We start from the raw sequence: 18,241 nt of genomic DNA, 5'->3' as shown, positions 1-18,241 counted from the left end.
GACCCCCCCTTGCCGGCCCCCACCAAGCGCCACCCCCCTCCCCCCCTCCCCCCACAGGGACACCCCCCCCCCCCGGGGGGGGGGGGGCGGGGGTGCGGGGGAGGCGGGGGCGCCGGGGGTGCGGCGGTTACCGCGGTGAGCGGCCGGCCCCGGAGGCGAGCTCCTTGGCCGCCTCGGTGAGGTCCTTCGCGGTGTCGATGGCACGCCAGTACACGCCCTGCGGCAGCTGGTAGCCCGCCAGTCGCTTGCTGCGCGCCAGCTGCGGGAACGTGGTGCGCTCGTGGTCGCCCACATCCGGCAGCAGCTCGGCGAACTCCGGGCTGAACACGTACAGCCCGGCGTTGATCAGGAACGGCGAGGGCGGCGCCTCGATGAAGTCCAGCACGTTGCCGAACTGGTCGGTCTCCACCGCCCCCCACGGGATCCGCGGCCGGGCCAGCGCGAGCGTCGCGACGGCGTCCCGCTCGTGGTGGAAGGCGGCCATGTCACGCAGGCTGAACCGGGTCCAGATGTCGCCGTTGGTGGCGTACCAGGGCTCGTCCGGGCGGGGCAGAGCCTTGGCCGCGTACTTGAGGCCGCCGCCGCGCCCGAGCGGCTCCTCCTCGACCACCGTGCGCACGCGCAGCGGCAGGTCCGCCTTGTCGAGCCACTCCTCCAGTACGGCGGCCAGGTGCCCGCAGGAGACCACCGCGTCGGTGACGCCCTCGGAGGCCAGCCAGGCCAGCTGGTGGCCGAGGATCGGCGTGCCCGTCCCGGGGATCTCGACCAGCGGCTTCGGCCGGTCGTCCGTGTAGGGCCGCAGCCGCGAGCCCTGGCCGCCGGCCAGGATCACGGCCTGGGTGACGGGCGTCGTGGTCGGCCGGGACGGGTGGGTCGGCGGGGACGCGGGATCGGCGGTGGGGCCGGAGTCAGCGGTCATGCCTGAACAATAGGACGCCCACCGGGGCCGGGAGCCCGAGCCCGCGGGCGTCGTCGGCCCGCGGCCGTCGGGCCGGCCTACAGGTCAGCTGCCGGGTCAGCCGGCGATGCCCGCCGCGAACGACCCGTCGCAGACCGGGCGGGCGAAGGACCGGGCCCGCTGGACGTCGCCCTGGTACTTGCGCACCGCCGCCTTGCCCAGCTCGCCGGCGAGCGAGGTGCAGTACGGCGTCAGCGACGGCTGCTCGCGCATCGAGCGCTCCAGCAGGTCCAGCGCGGCGGACGGGTTCTTCGCCCGCAGCTCGTCCAGCAGCACCACCCGCAGCGACTCCTGCGGGGTGAGCCCGTCCGGGGACGTGCCCGCGGTGGCGGAACGCCCGATCCCGGCGCCGTCACCACTGGACGCCGCCACGACCTGCTGGTCGAGGTTGGTCGGCGGGGCCCATGGCACCCGGGTCACGGCGAGGGTGCCGGTGGTCACCAGGAGGACCGGCAGGGTCAGGGCGACGGTCTGGCCGATACGGCGTACAAGCTGCTTCACCCTCAGGAGAGTAGCGGTGGGTACGGGCCGGATCGCCCTCCGTGACACCATCGAGTGACACCGTGTCCGGGTTCGTCCCCACACCGTGTTGACGTGGGGGTGTACGGACGGAGCCCGCCGGACCAGGAATGGTCCGACGGGCTCCGTCGTGCCGGCTTTCCCCGCCGGTCGACCGACCGGCAGGGCGCGCCGTGCTCAGCTGCTCAGGCGGGCACCCGAGCTGGTCGAGAACACGTGGGTCTCGTTGGCGATCGGCACGACGTGGATCGTCTCGCCGCGGGCCGGGATCTGCCGGCCGTGCACGCGGACGACCAGCTCCTTGTCCTCGCCGCCGATCTTGGTGGTGCCGTACACGAAGCCGTCGGAGCCGAGCTCCTCGACGACGTTCACCGTCACCGCGACACCCTCGATGCCGCCCGCCGGGACGATCTCGAAGTGCTCCGGGCGGATGCCGACCGTCACCGACTTGTCGGTGCCGGCGCCGGCCAGGTCGTCGCGCGAGACGTTGACCACCGAGCCGCCGAACTTCACACCGCCGTCCACCAGCGGCACCTCGACCAGGTTCATCGCGGGCGAGCCGATGAAGCCGGCCACGAACAGGTTGGAGGGCCGGTCGTACATGTTGCGCGGGGTGTCGACCTGCTGGAGCACGCCGCCCTTGAGCACCGCGACCCGGTCGCCCATGGTGAGCGCCTCGGTCTGGTCGTGGGTGACGTACACCGTCGTGATGCCCAGGCGGCGCTGGAGGCCGGCGATCTGGGTACGGGTCGAGACACGCAGCTTCGCGTCCAGGTTCGACAGCGGCTCGTCCATCAGGAAGACCTGCGGCTGGCGCACGATCGCGCGGCCCATCGCGACACGTTGCCGCTGACCACCCGACAGCGCCTTCGGCTTGCGGTCCAGGTACTCCGTCAGGTCGAGGATCTTCGCGGCCTCCTCGACCTTGGTGCGGATCTCCGCCTTGTTCACGCCGGCGATCTTGAGCGCGAAGCCCATGTTCTCGGCGACGGTCATGTGCGGGTACAGCGCGTAGTTCTGGAACACCATGGCGATGTCCCGGTCCTTCGGCGGCAGGTGCGTGACGTCCCGGTCACCGATCCGGATGGAGCCGCTGTTGACGTCCTCCAGACCGGCCAGCATGCGCAGGCTGGTCGACTTGCCGCAGCCCGAGGGGCCGACCAGCACGAGGAACTCGCCATCCGCGATCTCCAGGTCCAGCGCGTCCACCGAGGGCTTGTCCGCCCCGGGGTAGACGCGGGTCGCCTGCTCGTACGTGACAGAAGCCATGATTGTTCTCTCCTTCACCGGCAGGAACGTGCCGGACGATCCGAGTAAAGGGGCGTTCGTTCGTCTCCGTCAGCCCGCCCAGTGGTCTGAACCACCTCACGAACCGACTCCGGGCGACGCTACCTGCGCCTCCGCCGCTTGTCAGCCCCCAGCCCGCCCGATTTCGGCATCGGTTCCATCACGCCCACCCCACCCCGCCAACCCCCGGATATCCCCCCACCCCACCTACCGGGCCCGGTAGACTGCCCCCGGTGCCGCCGTGATCCCTCGCGGACGGTCACCGTGCCTCCTTAGCTCAGCTGGCCAGAGCACCGCTCTTGTAAAGCGGGGGTCGTCGGTTCGAACCCGACAGGGGGCTCGCGTAGGAAGCGATGCGACCGGCGCCCGAAGGGCCAGCTCACCGGAGTGATCCGGAGGAGCTGGCCCTTCGTCGTTGCCGGGGTGTGTCGCGGGCCGTCGGGTGGTGAGTGGCGGTCGGTCAGCCGGTTTCGGGTGCGGATTCGGCCGGTTCGCCGGGTTCGGTGGATTCGTTCGAGTCGTCGGACTCCTCCGATTCCTCGGATTCGTTCGGCGGGCCGGAAAGGGCGGTCTCGCCGTTTTTCCGCCAGGTCGCCGTCACCTTCAGGCTGGCCTTTCCGTCGACTCCCGTCACCGCGCTCACGAGGACTCCCGTCTTGACGGAGAGCTCGATTCCGAATTCGAGCGTGAACTCGTCGGGGGCGGCCGCCCGCAGGCCGGACCGCACGTTGCCGACCACGGTCTGGAGCGTGCCCGCCAGGTCGTCCAGCTGGTAGCTGGGGCGGCGCAGTGCGACGTCCCTGGGGCCGCGCTGCTCCTCGATGCGGGCCCAGAATGTCCCCTCGGGCGTCACTACTTGGACAAGCTCCGACATTTCTCCTCCAAGGGGTGCCGTTGCCGGGGTCGAATTGCCGGAAAACCGGTGGCCGGCCCGGGCCGTGGGCCTATCCTTCTTCTTCGCGAGGGGAACTGTATCGGGCGCCGAAGGGTGGCAGGCCATGGATATGGGACAGCGGGCGGCGGGTACCGAACACATCTACCTCTCCGATGTGGAGCCGCACGCGGCGGCGCCGATCGACCGGGCCTCGGACCTGCGGTCACGGGTCCTGCTGCACGTCCTCTTCGCCGACACCCTGCTGATCGGCGACTCGCAGGGCCTCAACAACAGGTACTTCCGGGCGCTCGTCGACGCCGAGGAGGCGCGGAAGGTCCGCTGGTCCCCGGGGACGGCGGCGCTCTCGGACTTCGGCGCTCTCCTGGAGGCGGGCCGGCTGCGGGTCGCGCTGCGGGCGGGCGGGACCCTGCACCGGATCAGCGACGTCCACCGGGCCGAGGGCGTGGAGAACGCGCCCGATGTCCCCTACGTGGAGCGGCTGACCGAGGTGTCGTCCGCGCACACGGAGCCGTACGACGGGTCGGCCGTCGCCGCCGCGTTCAAGTCCGGTGTCCTGGCGCGGATCGAGGCCGCCGAGCGGGACTTCGCCGGGAGCGCGCGGGAGGCCCTCGAAGCCGCGCGCGCCTGGGTCGCCGAGCAGGATCCGCTGCTCTACAAGCAACTCCGGGACTGGCTGGCCGCCTACCGGAGCGCCCGCCCCGGGGGCAGCGCCGAACTCGTCCTCGTGCTCCAGTCGGTGGACGACTGGGCCGGTGAGTCCTACCGGCGGGCGCTGCCGCAGGCCCTGGGCGTCGGCATGGCCGGTCCGCGCGACGGCGAGGGCACCATTCCGGTCTTCCGGAGCCGGCGACTCGTCGAGTACGCGGGGTTCCCGGCGGTGCTGCTCGACAACCTGCTGCTGTCCCAACTCCCGGTGGAGGTGGTGTTCGAGGCGATCGAGCAGCCCTCCCGGGTGGCCCTGGTGGCGGAGTTGGGGCGGCTGCGCCGGGGGATCCAGCCGGACACGGCGGTGCTGCGTTCGGCGGTCGACGAGTTCAGCTCGTGGACGCTGGAGGCGTTCGAGCGCACCTTCCGCCGCGTCGGGGGCCTGGCGTGGGAGCACCTGCGGGGCGAGGTCCGGCTGATGCGCTTCGGGCTGGACGAGGACCCGGTCGCCGGTCGGCTGGGGGCCGGCCTGGAGGTGGTCTCCCCGGCGGCCGACGGCGTTCGCGACCTGTCGCTCCACGTGGTGAACGGCCCGGGTGCGGCTGTCCCGGACCCGCAGCGCCGGGCACAGCCGCGGCCGTTGCGCGAGCTCGACCCCTTCGAGCGGGTGGTCACCCTCTGACGGCCGCCGTCTGCGGGTCGGGGTGGGCCTGGAGGAGGGCGAAGGCGGCCAGGGTGACGCCGCAGGTGATCCGGCCCTGCCGCAGCCAGCGTGCCATCAGGTCGGGGGAGACCCAGACCGGGTCGGTCACCGATTCCATGGCCTCCGGCCGGGCGGTGGCGGTGCCTCCGGGGAGCACGGTGGCGCGGCAGACGTGGATGCCGTTCTCGATCAGGCCGGTGTCCGCGTGGATCAGGCCGAGGCTCTCCACGGTGGAGGCGATGAGGCCGGTCTCCTCCCTGAGCTCGCGCGCGGCGGCCTCCTCCGGGGGTTCGCCGGGTTCGCAGCCGCCGCGCGGGAACTCCAGCGAGGCGGCGCCGACCGGGTAGCGGTAGGAGGGCACCAGCGCGATGCCGTCGGGGCCGGTCGCCACCACGACGACGCCGGTCTGCGACCACTGCCACCGGAGGTAGTTGCCGGCCGTGCCGCCCGGGGCGACGACCTCGTCGTTGTAGAGCCGGCCGAAGCGGTTCCCGAAGACCTCGACGGCCTGGCGGCGTCGGATCGGTGCGGGCGAGGCGAGGTCCTGAGAGTCCGTGGGCATCATGCTCCTACCTGCCGTCGTAGGGCCGCAGGTGGCGGCGGCCTCACCTGTCATGATTGCCCATGGTCGCCAGCTGCTCCACCCAGTGTGCGCGCTCGTCGGTGAACTCGGTTATCTCCGAGGAGAGTTGGACCAGCATCCGCAGCGAGGACCGTTGTGCGGCGAGCCGTTGCCGGTCGCCGGGCGGAAGGGCGGCCCGCAGCTGTGCGGCCTCCCGCAGCGCGCGGTACGCCTCGTCGTCCCGTCCGGCCCGGACGAGGCCGATCGCCTGCCGGTGCAACGCCTCCGGGAGCCTGGCCAGGTAGCGGCCGGGCTGCTGGTCGGCCAGCTCGCGCAGCAGCGCGAGCGCCCGGTAGCCGGCCGCCACCGCCTCGACGGGCCGGCCGGCCAGTTGCCCGCACCGGGCGAGGAGTTGGAGGCAGGTCAGCAGGGTGTCGTCCTGCCGGGACCCCGGTTCGGCCTCCTCGCACAGCTCGACGCCGTGCGCGGCCGCGTCGAGGGCCGCGCTCACCTGGCCGTCCTCCATCCGCACCAGGGCCAGGGTGCTCAGCGCCGTCGCGGTGTCCAGGAGGTACGTCTGGCGCAGGGTGTCGTCCCCGTCCGCCCCGGCGAGGAGTTCCTCGTAGCGGGCGACGGCCGACCTGGCGTGTTCGAGTGCCGGTTCGGTCCGGTGGGCGCGGTGCAGCAGGAGGCTCACGTTGTGGAGCGCCCTCGCGTACTCGGGGAGGTGGCGGCCGGTCTGCCGGACGAGGTCCCGGCTGAGGCGTACGGCCTGCTGGGCGGCGGTCAGCGCCGAGTCGCCGTCGCCGGGGCGGACGCCGTCCGCGGCGAGTACGCGAGGGGTGGGTACGCGAGGGGTGAGTCCGTCCGCGGCGAGTACGCCCGGGGCCAGTCCGTCCGCACCGAGTCCGTTCGGGGTCAGTCCGTTCGGGGTCAGTCCGTCCACACCGGGTACGCCCGGGGCGGTTTCGTCGAGCCGGAGGCTGTAGCTGATGAGGCGGCGCAGCCTGCGCAGCTGGTCCTCCTCGCCGAATTCGGGGTCCGGCTGGTCCAGCAGGCGCTTCAGGACCAGCGCCGCCACCGGCGACATGCTGGAGGGGTAGCCGGGCAGCCGGCTCTCGACGGCGGTGAGGACGTCCGGTTCGCACGCCTGCACGGCGGGCAGCATGAGGGCCGCCAGCGGTTCGGCGTGCGGCAGTACGGCGCCGTTGACGGCCAGGGCCGGCAGGAGCGCGTCGGGCCGCTCGGTGATGCTCCGGGCCAGTGCGGCGTCCAGGGCCGGGTGGGCGGGGTGGTCCACGACCCGCCCCACCCCGGTGCAGCCGCGGGCGCGGGCGAGGATCTCCACGGTCTCGGTGGCCGCCGCGATCCGCTCCTGCGGCGAGGCGGGGTGCGGCGGGTCCAGCAGGGCGAGCAGGTACTCCTCGGAGCGTCCCGAACTCTCCGGCGTACTCAGCACCCGGCGGACCAGGATCTCGCCGATCCGGCTCGGGCCGACGGGGGCGACCAGGCCGTCCTCGGCCGGGTAGAGCATGCGCAGGAGGGCGTTGACGACGTTCATGTTGAGGGGCGGCTGGTGGGGGAACGCCTCGGCCCGGACCCGTTCCAGCAGGGCGATCAGCCGGTCCGAGCGCCGCCCGGGGGCGAGGACCGGGACGAGGAGGAGCCCTTCCGCCAGGAGCCGGCCGGCCTCGCCGGCCAGGGCCGGCTCCGCGGGCAGCCACGCCGTGAGCTGCGCGTGCCAGACCCGGACCTCGTGGTCGCAGAGCCGTTCCAGCGGATCGCCGTGCCCGGACCAGCTGCTTCCCCGGGCGAGGGTGAGGACGGCGTCCAGCGCGAGTGCCAGCACGCCTAGCAGCGAGTCCTCCCGCCCGGCGCGCGACGGAAGGCTCCTCGGTACGGGCAGGCGGTCGTGGCCGAGTCGTCGGGCGAAGACCTCGAAGGCCGAGACGACCAGCGCGGCGGGCGAGGCGTCACCGGCGGAAGCAGCGGAAGTAGCGGAAGTAGCGGAAGGGACGGAGGGGATCGTCCTGGGGAGTTCCACGACGCTGGCGTCGGCCAGCGCCCAGTCGTCGACGCCGCTCTGCAGCGCCCGCCAGAAGGGCTCGGCCGTGCGGGCGAGCAGCAGGAGGCGCAGCCGGGGCTGCTCGGGTCCGAACCGCGAGACGTGGTCCACCAGGGTGCGGATGTCCTCCAGCCGGGCCTGGGCGTAGTCGAAGACGGCGAGGACCGCCAGACCGTCGTCGAGGGCGGTGGTCAGCTCGTCCAGCCACCCCGGTCCCGCGAGGCTGCTGCGCTGCACGAAGCCCGCGAGCCAGCCGTCCTCGGCCATCAGCCGGCACAGCTCGGCGGCGAGCCTGGTCTTGCCGGAGCCGCCGGGCGCGTGGAGCAGGCGCAGCAGCAGTGGGGTCTCGTCGGCGCACCAGGCCCGCAGTTCGGCGAGTTCCGGGCGGTCCACGAAGGGCATCGCGCCCTGCGTCAGCAGCTGGGCGGGGGTCGGCCGGGGCGTCTGGCGGGGGCGGTGGTGCCCGTACGCCCCGAAGAGCCGGACCTGGCGCCCGGCCCGGTCCATCGCCAGGTCGTACCAGGCCGTGCCGGGCCGGTGGCCCAGTCCGTTGCGCCGGGCCAGTTCGGGGAAGCAGGTCCGCACCGCGTCGACGGGGACCATCCAGCCGCCCAGGACGGCCGTCTCGTCGCGGGAGGTCTTGAGCACTCCGCACACCCGTCCGGTGGCGGGGTCGAGTACGAGGCTGCCGCTGAACCCCTGGACGACCTGGTCGCTCTTGAGCCGGACGAAGTGGCCCGATTCGCCGGAGCGGCCGACGACGGAGAGGTACAGGGTGTCCCGGTGGGTGCCGGCGTCCAGGGTCGCGTCGCTGAATCCGTGGACGATCACGTCCGAGCCGCCGGGGGGCACCTGATCGGCGAGCCAGACGCCCGCGGTGTCCAGCGGTTCGGGGAGGCGGAGCACCGCGAGGTCCGGGTACGCGTAGATGCCGCCGTCCGGGTCCTGCCGCGGCTCCCGGGCCACCACCTCGGCCCGGAGCGTGCGCCCGTGCACCGTCACCGCCGGGTGCGGGTCGGAGCGGACGACGTGGGCGCAGGTCAGCACGGTGTCGGGGGCGACCAGGAAGCCGGTGCCGGAGCTCTCCGCGGTCTCGATCAGTACCGCCTGTTCCGTGGCGAGTCGGCTGACGGCCTCCCGGCGCCGCCGGGTCTCGTTGTCGGGGATCACGCGGGGTCCCTTCGATCGGGGGTGCCAGGGTGTCGTGCCCGGCCGTCGGAATCCAGTGACGGAGGTGCACCGGGGCGTAGTTGACGCAGGGTCCAGCCGTGGGCGCCGGGGGTCAAGGGGGCGGTGTGGGCGGTGAGGAGTTCGGCGGCGCGGCGGTAGGAGAGGCGGGCGCGGCCGGTGTGGGGGCAGCGGTCGGAGGCGGGGGTGCCGGCGGGGGCGCGGCGGTCGGTGAGGAAGAGCGGGCCGGTGGTGCGGCCGGCGACGAGGAGGGGGAGCAGTCGGGCGGTGCCGCTCTGCCAGTGGACGGGGGTGCGGCCGGGCCGGTGGAGGGTGCGGTGCCGGGGCAGGTCGAGGTGGTCGGTGTCGAGGGCGAGGACGGTGTCGATGGCGGCGCCGGACTCGTGGAGCAGGTGCCAGAGCGACTGTTCGCGCAGGGGCGCGCGGAGGGCGAAGAGGGCGCGCAGGTCGTCGGGGGTCAGGGGAGCGACGGTCGGTCCGGGCCGCGGGCCGGGGTGCAGGTCGGTGGTGGGGTCGTCGTCGAGCCAGTGCTGGGCCCGCCACCAGGCCACGGCGGCGCGCAGGGTGGAGAGTTCGCGGTTGAGCGTGCGCGGGTCGGTGTCGGCGCGGCGGCGGTCGGCGGCGGTGCGCAGGCGGCGGGCGGCGTCCGGGTGGTCGAGCAGGGCGAGCGGGAGGACGGGCGGCCGGGCGCGCCGCCGTTCGGGGCCGGTGGGGGCGGGGCGGTCGGCGAGGGCCCAGGCCCAGGTGTTCAGGGCGATCCGGTAGATCCGCCGGGAGCCTTCGGCGAGCCCGGAGGCGGCCAGGTAGCGCTCGACGGCGACGGCGTACTCGACCGGGGGGAGCTCTGCCATGTCGGGGCTTCTTCCGCAGTAAATCAACTCGGGCCGGACTCCTGAAGGCTACCCATGAAGCGCAGTAAATCGCAGGTGAACAGCCATTTCTGAGGCCGTTTACTGCGGCGGTCGGCAGGGCGCGAAATATTGAGGCCAAAAGACTCAACTTTTCCCCGGAAACCCTTGAACGCCGTTCCCGTCCGGGGGCAGACTGCCGCCCATGGCAGTGGATGCGGAACGGATCCCGGCCCGCCGCCGGCGGCTGGGAGACCGGCTCGCCGTGCTGGGCGAGCGCGATTTCGCGTGGTTCTTCGTCGGCTACTCGACCTCCCTCCTCGGCTCCTCGATGGCGCCGGTGGCGGTGGCCTTCGCGGTGCTCGACGGCGGCGGCGGCGGAACCGACCTGGGGTGGGTGATGGCGGCCCGGATCCTGCCGGTGGTGCTGGTGCTGCTGGCCGGCGGGGTGATCGCGGACCGGTTCGGCAGCCGCCGGGTGATGCTGGGTTCGGACGTCCTGCGCGGGCTCGTCCAGGCGGTGTTCGCCGCGCTGCTGACGGCCGGGCGGGCGCCGGTCTGGGCGATGGTCGCGCTGGTGGCGGTGTGGGGGATCGGGGAGGGGCTGTTCCTGCCGGCCCTCGGGGCGATCGTGCCCGGCCTGGTGCGCCTGAAGGAGCTCCTGGCCGACGCGAACACCCTGCTGGGGCTGGCCCGTTCGGTGGCCACGGTGGCCGGGCCCGCGACGGCCGGCCTGGTGACGGCGACGCAGGGACCGGCGGTGGTCCTGCTGGCCGACGCGGTGACGTACGGCGTCGGCGCGTTCGCCCTGGCCAGGCTCCGGCTGCCCGACCGGGCGGCGAACGCGGCCGGCGGCGAGCAGCCGATGCTCGCCGAACTGCGGGCCGGCTGGTCGGAGTTCGCCTCCCGGCCGTGGTTCTGGATCACCACCGTCCAGATGGGCCTGTTCAACCTGCTGGTCTGGGCGCCGTTCCTGGTGCTCGGCCCGCTCACCGCGCAGCGGGACCTCGGCGGCGCCCGGGCCTGGGGCCTGGTGATGGGGGTGTACGGCGTCGGCGCGGTGCTGGGCGGGCTGGTGATGCTCGGGCGCCGGCCCGAGCGGCCGCTCGCGGTGGCCACCGTGGCCACGCTGGCCTGGGCGCTGCCCTCCGCCGCGCTCGCGGCCGGTGCGCCGTTGCCGTGGGTGGTGGCGGGCGCGCTGGTGGCGGGGGTCGGCTCGGCGGTCAGCGGGACGCTGGTCAGCACGACGATGCAGAGCTGGGTGCCGCCGGAGGTGCTCGGCCGGGTCAACTCCTTCGGGGCGCTCGGCGCGTTCGTGCTGGGGCCGCTCGGGCTGGCGGCGGCCGGACCGGCGGCGGACCGGATCGGCGTGGACAAGGTGCTGCTGCTCGGTGCGGTCTGGCAACTCGTGGCCGGTACGGTGGTGTTGGCGGTGCCGGCGGTTCGGAACCGCCGCTGGGAAGGGAGCCGGCACGGCGAGGACGGGCGCCACGGCGACCGGGAAAGCGCGCCCTGACCCGTGCTGGTCCGACCTTTCCAGGATCTGTCGACCACCCGCCCCCGAACGGCTCCGGGGCGCACCCCCGGCCCCGGTGCGGCCCACCGCGCACCGTACCCGGCCGGCCCCGGAGCGCGACCAGGTCCGGCCGCCGCACCCCCGCCGCCCGCGGCGGGCGCCGCGGCCGGACCGGTCGTACCGTGGAGGGAGCGGGGGTGGACGGAGGAGGTTTGACCATGCCCGGTTCGCTCACCATCAGCCACCACGAGTCCGCGGCCACCCTGGACCGCACGGACGCCGAGCGGCTCGCCACCGTACTGGCGGAGCTGGCGTACCTGCTGGAGATCCCGGGGCCGAACCGGATCAACGACGCGCAGCTCACCCTGCTGTGCGAGGGCCGGGCGCCGGACCGCGCCGAGCTGTCGCACTGGTCCCGGGCGCTCGCGGCCGAGCTGAAGGGGCGGCGCTGACGGCCCCGCTGCCCGCCGCAGCCGACGGCCCCGGTGCCCGCCGACGCCGCAGGCGCGCCGCCCCGCCCGCCGTACGATGGCGTGCGGGGCGGGCGGAGGTCGTGCGCCCCGCGGGCGCCGGAGTGGCCGGCGGCCGGTCCGGCGGAGGGTGGGGGCCCGAGCGTGCCGCAGTCCTGGTCGATGTCCTGGCTGACCGTGGAGACGCCGCTGCCCAGCGGCCCGATGCACATCGCCGTGACGCCGCTGGGCGTGGCGGCGGCCGGGTACGGCGGGCGGGACGGCGAACTGCCGCCGTGCACCGACGCGTCGAAGACCGCCGCCGTCCGGGACCGGATCGGCGCCTATCTGGCGGGCTGCAGCCGTGAGTTGGGCCTGCCGATCGACTGGAGCCTGAGCTCCGGCCCGCACCGCACCGTGCTGCGCACGCTCTGGCAGGAGGTGCCGTACGGCCGGACCATCACCTACGGCGAACTGGCCTCCCTCAGCGGGGTGTTCGAGGACGTGGCCGAGCCCGGCCTGGCGGCGCGGACGGTCGGCCAGATGATGGCCGCCAATCCCGTCGCCCTGCTGGTGCCCTGCCACCGGGTGGTGGCGGCGGACGGGATCGGCGGCTTCGGCGGCGGCCGGGTGGGGATCGACGTGAAGCGCTGGCTGCTCACCCTGGAGGGCGTGCTGGAGCCGACGCTCGACTGGAACGGCCCGCTGTAGCACCGGGGTTGCCGTCGGCGCGGTCGCACCGAGCCCCGCAAGAGCCACGTGTGAGCCCCGCATGAGCCCCGCACGAGCCCGCCGTCGGGTCCGGGCTACCGCTGCCGGACGAGGGAGACCGGGGCCGGCGCCCGGCGCGGCCGCACCGGCTGGATGCCGGAGACCAGCGTGTACTCGACGCCGTGCACGTCCGGATCCACCCCGGTGGGTTCCGGCCGTTCGCCGAGCGCCAGCCGGACGGCGTCCCAGGGCAGGTTGAGGCCGCACAGCCGCAGCTGGTGGAGCCCGGCGGCGGGCCGGGTGTTGACGTCGATCACCACCGGTCGCCCGGCCAGTTCGCGGAACTGGATGTTGGACAGGTACGCCATCCGGCTCGCCCCGACCAGGCGCCGGACCGGCTCCAGGTACCGCGGGTCGGCGGTGAAGCCGCGGCGGCGGCCCTCCTTGGTGCGGCCGACCACGGTGAGCGGGTGGCCGGCCCGGTCGGCGAGGCAGTCCACCGAGACCTCTGGCCCGTCCAGGTAGGGCATCACCAGCAGGTCGACGGGCTCGTCCCCCTCGTCCCCCGCGCCCGGTCCGGCGGACAGGGCGGCGGCCACCTGCTCGACCTGGACCCGGTGGTCCCAGCCGTGAAGCCGCCGTGGCCCGTACGGCTCCCGGGTGAGCACCCGGAAGCCCGTGCCGCCCGCGCCGGTGGTGGGTTTGAGGCAGGCGGTGTGCCCGGCGGCCTCGATCCGGCCGACGGCGTCGAGCAGTTCGTCGGCGGTGCGCACCCGCCACCAGGGCGGGGTGGGCAGTCCGGCGGCGGCGATCGCCCGGTAGCCGTCGGCCTTGCTGGTGTAGGTGGCGATGGCGGTGGCCGGCGGGCAGAGCAGGGTGGTGCCGATCGCCTCGAACTCCGGCCGGGCGAGGGCGATGGCGAGCTGGTGCAGCTGCGGGAGGAAGACGGTTATGGAGTGCCGGGCGCAGTAGTCGAGCGCGTAGCCGACGTAGGCGTCGGCGGGCAGGTCGGCGGGTTCCAGGGTGCCGTGGTCGGCGGCGGCGAGCACCGGGGAGTCGGGGTCGGCGTGGGTCGCGTGGACCGCCACCGGGCGAGGGGCGGTGCGGAGTTGTTCGATGAAGAAGACGTTCTCGGCGTAGGTGCGGTTGAGCCAGACACGGACGGGGGCTGTCAAGACTGCCTCCCAGGGCATGGGGTGACGAAGGGTCAGGGCTCGTGGTCGGCCGTGCTCGTCAACTGGCCTGGTGGCCCTGTGAGGTGGCACCTTAGCGGCCGGCTCCCCGGGCCCGGACGGGAGGGGTGCCGGGCGTGCGGGCGTCAAGGGGTGGCGGCGGAGGGGGTGTCGATGGGGGAAGATGGGGGCCGGTATTCCCGATAAGTTCGAATAATTAATCGAACAGATATCGATCGGGTGATCCAGTCGTACTATTTGTTCGGTTATCCCGAACCACTCGAATGAGTGATTGCGGCATGCACCCGAATGGGCCCACCATGAAGCTGCAACATGAATGTGCAAGGCGACACTTCATCGGGCATGCGAAGGGCTCCCCTTATGTCGACCGAAACCAATGCCGGTGTTCCCGCGCCCAGCGCGCAACCGGAGATCCGGCAGCAGCAGAGTCTGAGCACGGCGGGTGCGCGGAACCTCGCCACGACCACCAAGTCCGCGCCGCAGATGCAGGGCGTCAGCCCGCGCTGGCTGCTCAAGACGCTGCCCTGGGTGCAGGTGTCCGGCGGTACCTACCGGGTCAACCGCCGCCTGCGCCACTCGGTCGGCCGCGGTCGGGTGAGCTTCGTCAAGACCGGCTCCGAGGTGCGGATCGTCCCGCCGACGCTGGCCGAGGTGCCGGTGCTGCACGGCTTCCAGGACGAGGCCGTCCTGACGGAGCTGGCCGGGCGCTTCGTGCAGCGGGAGTTCGCCGCCGGCGACGTACTGGTCTCCGCCGGTACAGCGATCAACGAGGTCTTCCTCATCGCGCACGGCAAGCTCGAACGGCTCGGCACCGGCAAGTACGGCGAGGAGACGGTGATCGGCACCCTCGCCGACGGCGACCACCTCGGCGACGAGGCCCTCCAGCAGGAGGAGGGCACCTGGCCGTACACCGTCCGGGCCGCCACCTCCGGCACCGTGATGGCGCTCTCCTGGCCCGCCTTCCAGGAGCTCCACGACCGCTCCGAGGCCCTGCAACTGCAGGTCATCGAGTACCTGAACGGCTTCCAGCAGGCGCAGAACAAGCACGGCGAGGCCGCGATCGACCTCTCCGCCGGGCACCGGGGCGAGTACGAGCTGCCCGGCGCCTTCGTGGACTACGAGCTCAAGCCCCGCGAGTACGAGCTGAGCGTCGCGCAGACCATCCTCAAGGTGCACTCCCGCGTCGCCGACCTCTACAACCAGCCGATGAACCAGACCGAGCACCAGCTCCGGCTGACCATCGAGGCGCTGCGCGAGCGCCAGGAACACGAGCTCGTCAACAACCCCGAGTTCGGCCTGCTGGAGAACGCCGCGTACGACCAGCGGATCCAGACCCACTCCGGCCCGCCCACCCCGGACGACATGGACGAGCTGCTCAGCCGCCGCCGCGGCACCAAGATGTTCCTCGCCCACCCCAAGGCCATCGCCGCCTTCGGTCGCGAGTGCAACAAGCGCGGCCTCGTCCCCGGCACGGTCGAGGTCGAGGGCAAGCACGTCACGGCCTGGCGCGGGGTGCCGGTCTTCCCGTGCAACAAGATCCCGGTCATCGGCGGACACACCAGCTCGATCATGGCGCTGCGCGTCGGCGAGGACAACCAGGGCGTCGTCGGCCTGCACCAGACCGGAATTCCGGACGAGTACCAGCCGAGCCTTTCGGTGCGGTTCATGGGAATCGACGACAAGGCCGTCATTTCCTACCTGGTCAGCGCCTATTACTCCGCCGCGATTCTGGTCCCGGACGCGGTCGGCGTCCTGGAGAACGTGGACGTCGCGCAGCGCTAGGCCCGGTCCGGGCGAGTCTCAACCATTCCGGCCGGGCGCGCGATATCCGGGCACGCGCCCAGGCCCGGGCACCGGCCGACCGGAGCCGGTCGGAATTCCACGCCGCGGGGGGGGGGGGGGAAAACCCCCCCCCCCCCCCCGGCCCCCCACCCTGCCCGAGCAGCCCGAACGAACGGAACAGTTTCCCGTGAACACCATGCTCGTCACCGCCATCCTGGCCGACATCTGCTCCAGCACCGGCCACACCCAACCCGTCCGCGAGAAGGTGAGGGTGTGGGGCATGTCCGGCGTCGAACGTCTGCGCTTCGACAACGGCTGCACCGCGATCTACAAGTACGCGGTCGAGCCATTCGATGGCGAGGCCCAAATCCTCCGCGCGGCCAGCCGCGCCGGTATCCCGGTGCCGCAGGTCATCGGCTCCATCGTCCGTGAGGGCACGCTCGGCATGATGATCGAGGACCTGGGCGAACCGATCCGTGAAGCGGGCGACACAGATGGTGTTGTCGCTGCCGTCGCCTTGCACGCCACTCCCACCGCCGGGTCATTGCCGGTGATGGATGAGGCCGCGCTCGCCGCCCTCCCGGAACTGATGCTGGGCCACCTCAGCCGCCTGCGCGAGGCGGGCCGCTGGACCGCGGACACCGCGGACATCGCCGCGATGCTGGAAGCCCTCGCGGCGTCGGCGAGCAAGCGTGCGAGCGGTGCCGAGATTGCCCCGTTCGGCTGGGTGCATTCGGAGTTCCACCCGACCAGCCTCCATCTGGGAGAAGACGGCTGGTGCCTGCTCGACTTCGCCCGCGCGTTCACCGGCCCCGGCCTGCTTGACCTCGCCTCCTGGCACGGCACACTCGATGACTCGGACCCCGTCCGGCTTCGGAACTTCATCGAGGCCTACGTCGCTACCGGCGGTGCGAAGGACGCACTCGCCGAACGCGGCGGTCTGACCGCCGAGCATTGGGCACTTGGTTGGCACCGCGTTTGGGCCGTGGAGTGGTTCATGGAGCAGGCCATCAAGTGGATCAACGACCCGTCGAGTGATCCGCTGTACACCGAGGTCGTACGCCGACACCTGGCCACCGCGATCCGACTTCTGGAGGCGTGACGGTGGACGTCTGGGACGCCCACGCGGCCCAGCGTTTTGCCGACGAACCGGCGGGGCCGCTGGCGCCACCTCGCCGGATGGAGTGGACCCAACGGCCGGGGATCGGCCCGGGCGCCGAACTCCTGGGCGAGAACCTGGCCGGGCGTCGGATCGTTGAACTGGGTTGCGGCCCAGGCCGCAACACCGCCCATCTGGCCCACAACGGGGCCCACGCCATCGGGATCGACAGCTCGCGTGGCCAGATCCACCGGGCAACGGCCCACTACGGTCACACCGGTGCCGAGTTCGTCTGCTCCACCGCGAGCGCCTACCTGAGCCGTGAACGCGACAAGCCGTACGCCATCGCGTCCGTCTTCGGCGCAATCGGCCTGACCGAGCCGTCCAAGCTCCTCTATGCGTGCTCCCGCCGCCTCGACTGCAATGGCGTACTCGCCTTCTCCGTCCCACACCCGCAGCGGACCGGCGTCGTCCCGGCCGACCCCCGCACCCGAGACAGAGTGATCCTGCCCGGTGGCGCCCAGGCCGTGGTGGAGCGCTGGGACATTGACCCGGCTGCCTGGGTTCGGGCTCTCAACCGCGCAGGCCTGCTGGTCACCAGCGTGCACGACCTCTTCGCGCCGACCGACGTCCGCTGGCCGACCACCCTCTTGATCGCCGCACGGAAGCCCTGACATCCGCCCACAACAGGAGTCACCAATGGACAACCGCCTGTTCCTGCTGCTGGACATCGACGGCGTCTTCGTCCCGTTCCCTGCCGCCGACCTCAGCATCCCGGCCACCCACATTCGTCACCAGGTCCGCACCGGTGCCGTTGCCGAGCCGTTCTGGGTCTGGCTCAACCCGGAGCACGGCACACTGATCACGGACGCCATCAACACCGGCCTCGTGCAGCCGGTGTGGTGCACGAGCTGGCGCCTCGACGCCCGCCGCATCATCGCACCGCTGTTGGACCTGCCCGACTTCGACCACATCGAGCTGCCCAACCTGCCGATCACCACCAGCCACCCCGACGGCTACCTGTGGAAGCGCAACCATGTCGCCGACTGGCTCTCAGGCGCCCCTGCCGTGTGGATCGACGACGACTTCACCCCGCTCGATCACCAGTGGGCCGCCGACCGAACCTCCTTCGGCAACCCGACCCTGCTGATCCAGCCCGACCCACGCGTCGGCATCCAGAGCCAACACGTCATGAACGCTCTGGAATGGGCTGCGGCTCTTGACGCGGCCAGGAAGGCAGCCTGATGTCGGGCCAGTATCATCGCCGGCCCGCTATCGGCTCGGCCTTCTTGTTCCCCGGCTCGGGTGGAGGGTGTTCGTGGTGGTCAGTTCGCTGAGGAGTACTCGCTTTCCGGTTCCGCTGGAGTGGGGCGTGCCGCCAGGGGTCGACGCCGTGCCGGGGGCGCGGCGGTTGGTGGTGGACATCGTGCGGGAATGGGGGGTTCCACTCTCGGAAGGCGCGCTTCAGGAAGTGGAGTTGTGCGCGAGCGAGGTAATTGCCAATGCGCTCGTGCATACAAAGGAGCGCTGCGCCGTGACCGTTCGGTGGTGCGCCGGGCGCTTGCGGGTTGAGGTTGCAGACGGGTGCTCGGGGCTTCCCCGGCGGGAACGCGGCGACGAATCGACGGGCGGGCGTGGCCTCTTGCTCGTCGAAGCCCTGGCGCACGCATGGGGCTGGTACCCGGCAGGGGTAGGCAAGGTGGTCTGGTTCGAGTACCTGGAAGCCGCCGAAGCGGGGGGGGACGCTCCGCGGGGGGGGGGGGGGGGGGGAGAGCCCTTTCCTCGGTGGGGGGGGGTGGTGGAAAACTCTCCACAATAAGG

General features: G+C 72.7%; 17 protein-coding genes and 1 tRNA gene. 10 read left to right on the top strand and 8 right to left on the bottom strand.

The window, feature by feature from the left end:
- Nucleotides 1-127: 127 nt before the first annotated feature.
- The 3 genes from ACFVX9_RS25880 to ACFVX9_RS25870 form a co-directional block, all read right to left on the bottom strand.
- Nucleotides 128-919 (bottom strand): nucleotidyltransferase family protein, encoded by a 792-nt coding sequence (locus tag ACFVX9_RS25880; protein ID WP_363375148.1) that lies wholly within the window; start codon nucleotides 917-919, stop codon nucleotides 128-130.
- A 96-nt stretch (nucleotides 920-1,015) separates the two neighbouring features.
- On the bottom strand, nucleotides 1,016-1,459 hold the full coding sequence (locus ACFVX9_RS25875; RefSeq protein WP_387983660.1) for a hypothetical protein: 444 nt from the start codon (nucleotides 1,457-1,459) through the stop codon (nucleotides 1,016-1,018).
- Between the two features lie 195 nt (nucleotides 1,460-1,654).
- A complete protein-coding gene (locus ACFVX9_RS25870) occupies nucleotides 1,655-2,746 on the bottom strand; it encodes a sn-glycerol-3-phosphate ABC transporter ATP-binding protein UgpC (protein ID WP_363375151.1) in 1,092 nt (363 codons plus the stop codon).
- Between the two features lie 284 nt (nucleotides 2,747-3,030).
- Here ACFVX9_RS25870 and ACFVX9_RS25865 point away from each other — a divergent pair.
- Nucleotides 3,031-3,104 (top strand) — tRNA-Thr (locus ACFVX9_RS25865).
- 120 nt (nucleotides 3,105-3,224) lie between these two features.
- Here the strand turns inward: ACFVX9_RS25865 and ACFVX9_RS25860 are convergent.
- Nucleotides 3,225-3,638 (bottom strand): CU044_2847 family protein, encoded by a 414-nt coding sequence (locus tag ACFVX9_RS25860; RefSeq protein WP_380380093.1) that lies wholly within the window; start codon nucleotides 3,636-3,638, stop codon nucleotides 3,225-3,227.
- 124 nt (nucleotides 3,639-3,762) lie between these two features.
- Between ACFVX9_RS25860 and ACFVX9_RS25855 the strand changes: the two genes are divergently transcribed.
- Complete coding sequence (locus tag ACFVX9_RS25855; protein WP_387983659.1) at nucleotides 3,763-4,986, top strand: hypothetical protein; 1,224 nt, start codon at nucleotides 3,763-3,765, stop codon at nucleotides 4,984-4,986.
- Here ACFVX9_RS25855 and ACFVX9_RS25850 read toward each other — a convergent pair.
- The 3 genes from ACFVX9_RS25850 to ACFVX9_RS25840 are packed head-to-tail and all read right to left on the bottom strand — an operon-like array spanning nucleotide 4,976 to nucleotide 9,673.
- The gene (locus ACFVX9_RS25850; RefSeq protein WP_380428213.1) at nucleotides 4,976-5,572 is read right to left on the bottom strand and encodes an NUDIX hydrolase; all 597 of its coding nucleotides are present in this window, start codon (nucleotides 5,570-5,572) and stop codon (nucleotides 4,976-4,978) included. The genes ACFVX9_RS25855 and ACFVX9_RS25850 overlap by 11 nt on opposite strands.
- A 40-nt stretch (nucleotides 5,573-5,612) precedes the next feature.
- Nucleotides 5,613-8,804 carry a trypsin-like peptidase domain-containing protein gene (locus tag ACFVX9_RS25845; RefSeq protein ID WP_387983657.1) on the bottom strand — a complete coding sequence of 1,064 codons (3,192 nt, stop codon included), beginning with the start codon at nucleotides 8,802-8,804 and terminating at the stop codon, nucleotides 5,613-5,615.
- Entirely contained in the window at nucleotides 8,801-9,673 is an 873-nt protein-coding gene (locus tag ACFVX9_RS25840; protein ID WP_380491196.1) for a hypothetical protein, read from the bottom strand. Before ACFVX9_RS25840 ends, ACFVX9_RS25845 begins: the two co-directional genes overlap by 4 nt.
- A 202-nt stretch (nucleotides 9,674-9,875) precedes the next feature.
- On the opposite strand from ACFVX9_RS25840, the gene ACFVX9_RS25835 reads away from it, so the two are divergent.
- The 3 genes from ACFVX9_RS25835 (at nucleotide 9,876) to ACFVX9_RS25825 (ending at nucleotide 12,346) form a co-directional block, all read left to right on the top strand.
- Nucleotides 9,876-11,186 (top strand): MFS transporter, encoded by a 1,311-nt coding sequence (locus ACFVX9_RS25835; RefSeq protein WP_387983655.1) that lies wholly within the window; start codon nucleotides 9,876-9,878, stop codon nucleotides 11,184-11,186.
- Nucleotides 11,187-11,404: 218 nt separating this feature from the next.
- Entirely contained in the window at nucleotides 11,405-11,638 is a 234-nt protein-coding gene (locus tag ACFVX9_RS25830) for a hypothetical protein (protein WP_063348809.1), read from the top strand.
- A gap of 162 nt (nucleotides 11,639-11,800) precedes the next feature.
- A complete protein-coding gene (locus tag ACFVX9_RS25825; protein WP_387983653.1) occupies nucleotides 11,801-12,346 on the top strand; it encodes a methylated-DNA--[protein]-cysteine S-methyltransferase in 546 nt (181 codons plus the stop codon).
- Between the two features lie 95 nt (nucleotides 12,347-12,441).
- Here ACFVX9_RS25825 and ACFVX9_RS25820 read toward each other — a convergent pair whose 3' ends face one another.
- A complete protein-coding gene (locus ACFVX9_RS25820; RefSeq protein ID WP_380495314.1) occupies nucleotides 12,442-13,521 on the bottom strand; it encodes an ATP-grasp domain-containing protein in 1,080 nt (359 codons plus the stop codon).
- A 378-nt stretch (nucleotides 13,522-13,899) separates the two neighbouring features.
- On the opposite strand from ACFVX9_RS25820, the gene ACFVX9_RS25815 reads away from it, so the two are divergent.
- The 5 genes from ACFVX9_RS25815 (at nucleotide 13,900) to ACFVX9_RS25795 (ending at nucleotide 18,239) form a co-directional block, all read left to right on the top strand.
- Nucleotides 13,900-15,321 carry a family 2B encapsulin nanocompartment shell protein gene (locus ACFVX9_RS25815; protein WP_387983651.1) on the top strand — a complete coding sequence of 474 codons (1,422 nt, stop codon included), beginning with the start codon at nucleotides 13,900-13,902 and terminating at the stop codon, nucleotides 15,319-15,321.
- 187 nt (nucleotides 15,322-15,508) lie between these two features.
- A complete protein-coding gene (locus ACFVX9_RS25810; protein ID WP_380375406.1) occupies nucleotides 15,509-16,423 on the top strand; it encodes a phosphotransferase family protein in 915 nt (304 codons plus the stop codon).
- Nucleotides 16,424-16,425: 2 nt separating this feature from the next.
- Nucleotides 16,426-17,094, top strand: a complete 669-nt coding sequence (locus ACFVX9_RS25805) for a methyltransferase domain-containing protein (RefSeq protein WP_380375408.1) — start codon at nucleotides 16,426-16,428, stop codon at nucleotides 17,092-17,094.
- Between the two features lie 25 nt (nucleotides 17,095-17,119).
- A complete protein-coding gene (locus tag ACFVX9_RS25800) occupies nucleotides 17,120-17,665 on the top strand; it encodes an HAD domain-containing protein (protein WP_380375409.1) in 546 nt (181 codons plus the stop codon).
- A gap of 67 nt (nucleotides 17,666-17,732) precedes the next feature.
- Nucleotides 17,733-18,239 (top strand): ATP-binding protein, encoded by a 507-nt coding sequence (locus ACFVX9_RS25795; RefSeq protein ID WP_387983649.1) that lies wholly within the window; start codon nucleotides 17,733-17,735, stop codon nucleotides 18,237-18,239.
- Nucleotides 18,240-18,241: the final 2 nt, after the last annotated feature.

The organism is Kitasatospora sp. NPDC058243 (assembly GCF_042882025.1).
GTDB lineage: Bacteria > Actinomycetota > Actinomycetes > Streptomycetales > Streptomycetaceae > Kitasatospora.
This window is presented reverse-complemented; position numbering and strand designations above follow the sequence as displayed.

Coding starts and splice junctions, on each gene's coding strand:
- ACFVX9_RS25880 (WP_363375148.1), bottom strand. CDS start 919: ATGACCGCTGACTCCGGCCCCACCGCCGATCCCGCGTCCCCGCCGACC.
- ACFVX9_RS25870 (WP_363375151.1), bottom strand. CDS start 2,746: ATGGCTTCTGTCACGTACGAGCAGGCGACCCGCGTCTACCCCGGGGCG.
- ACFVX9_RS25860 (WP_380380093.1), bottom strand. CDS start 3,638: ATGTCGGAGCTTGTCCAAGTAGTGACGCCCGAGGGGACATTCTGGGCC.
- ACFVX9_RS25855 (WP_387983659.1), top strand. CDS start 3,763: ATGGATATGGGACAGCGGGCGGCGGGTACCGAACACATCTACCTCTCC.
- ACFVX9_RS25850 (WP_380428213.1), bottom strand. CDS start 5,572: ATGATGCCCACGGACTCTCAGGACCTCGCCTCGCCCGCACCGATCCGA.
- ACFVX9_RS25840 (WP_380491196.1), bottom strand. CDS start 9,673: ATGGCAGAGCTCCCCCCGGTCGAGTACGCCGTCGCCGTCGAGCGCTAC.
- ACFVX9_RS25835 (WP_387983655.1), top strand. CDS start 9,876: ATGGCAGTGGATGCGGAACGGATCCCGGCCCGCCGCCGGCGGCTGGGA.
- ACFVX9_RS25830 (WP_063348809.1), top strand. CDS start 11,405: ATGCCCGGTTCGCTCACCATCAGCCACCACGAGTCCGCGGCCACCCTG.
- ACFVX9_RS25815 (WP_387983651.1), top strand. CDS start 13,900: ATGTCGACCGAAACCAATGCCGGTGTTCCCGCGCCCAGCGCGCAACCG.
- ACFVX9_RS25800 (WP_380375409.1), top strand. CDS start 17,120: ATGGACAACCGCCTGTTCCTGCTGCTGGACATCGACGGCGTCTTCGTC.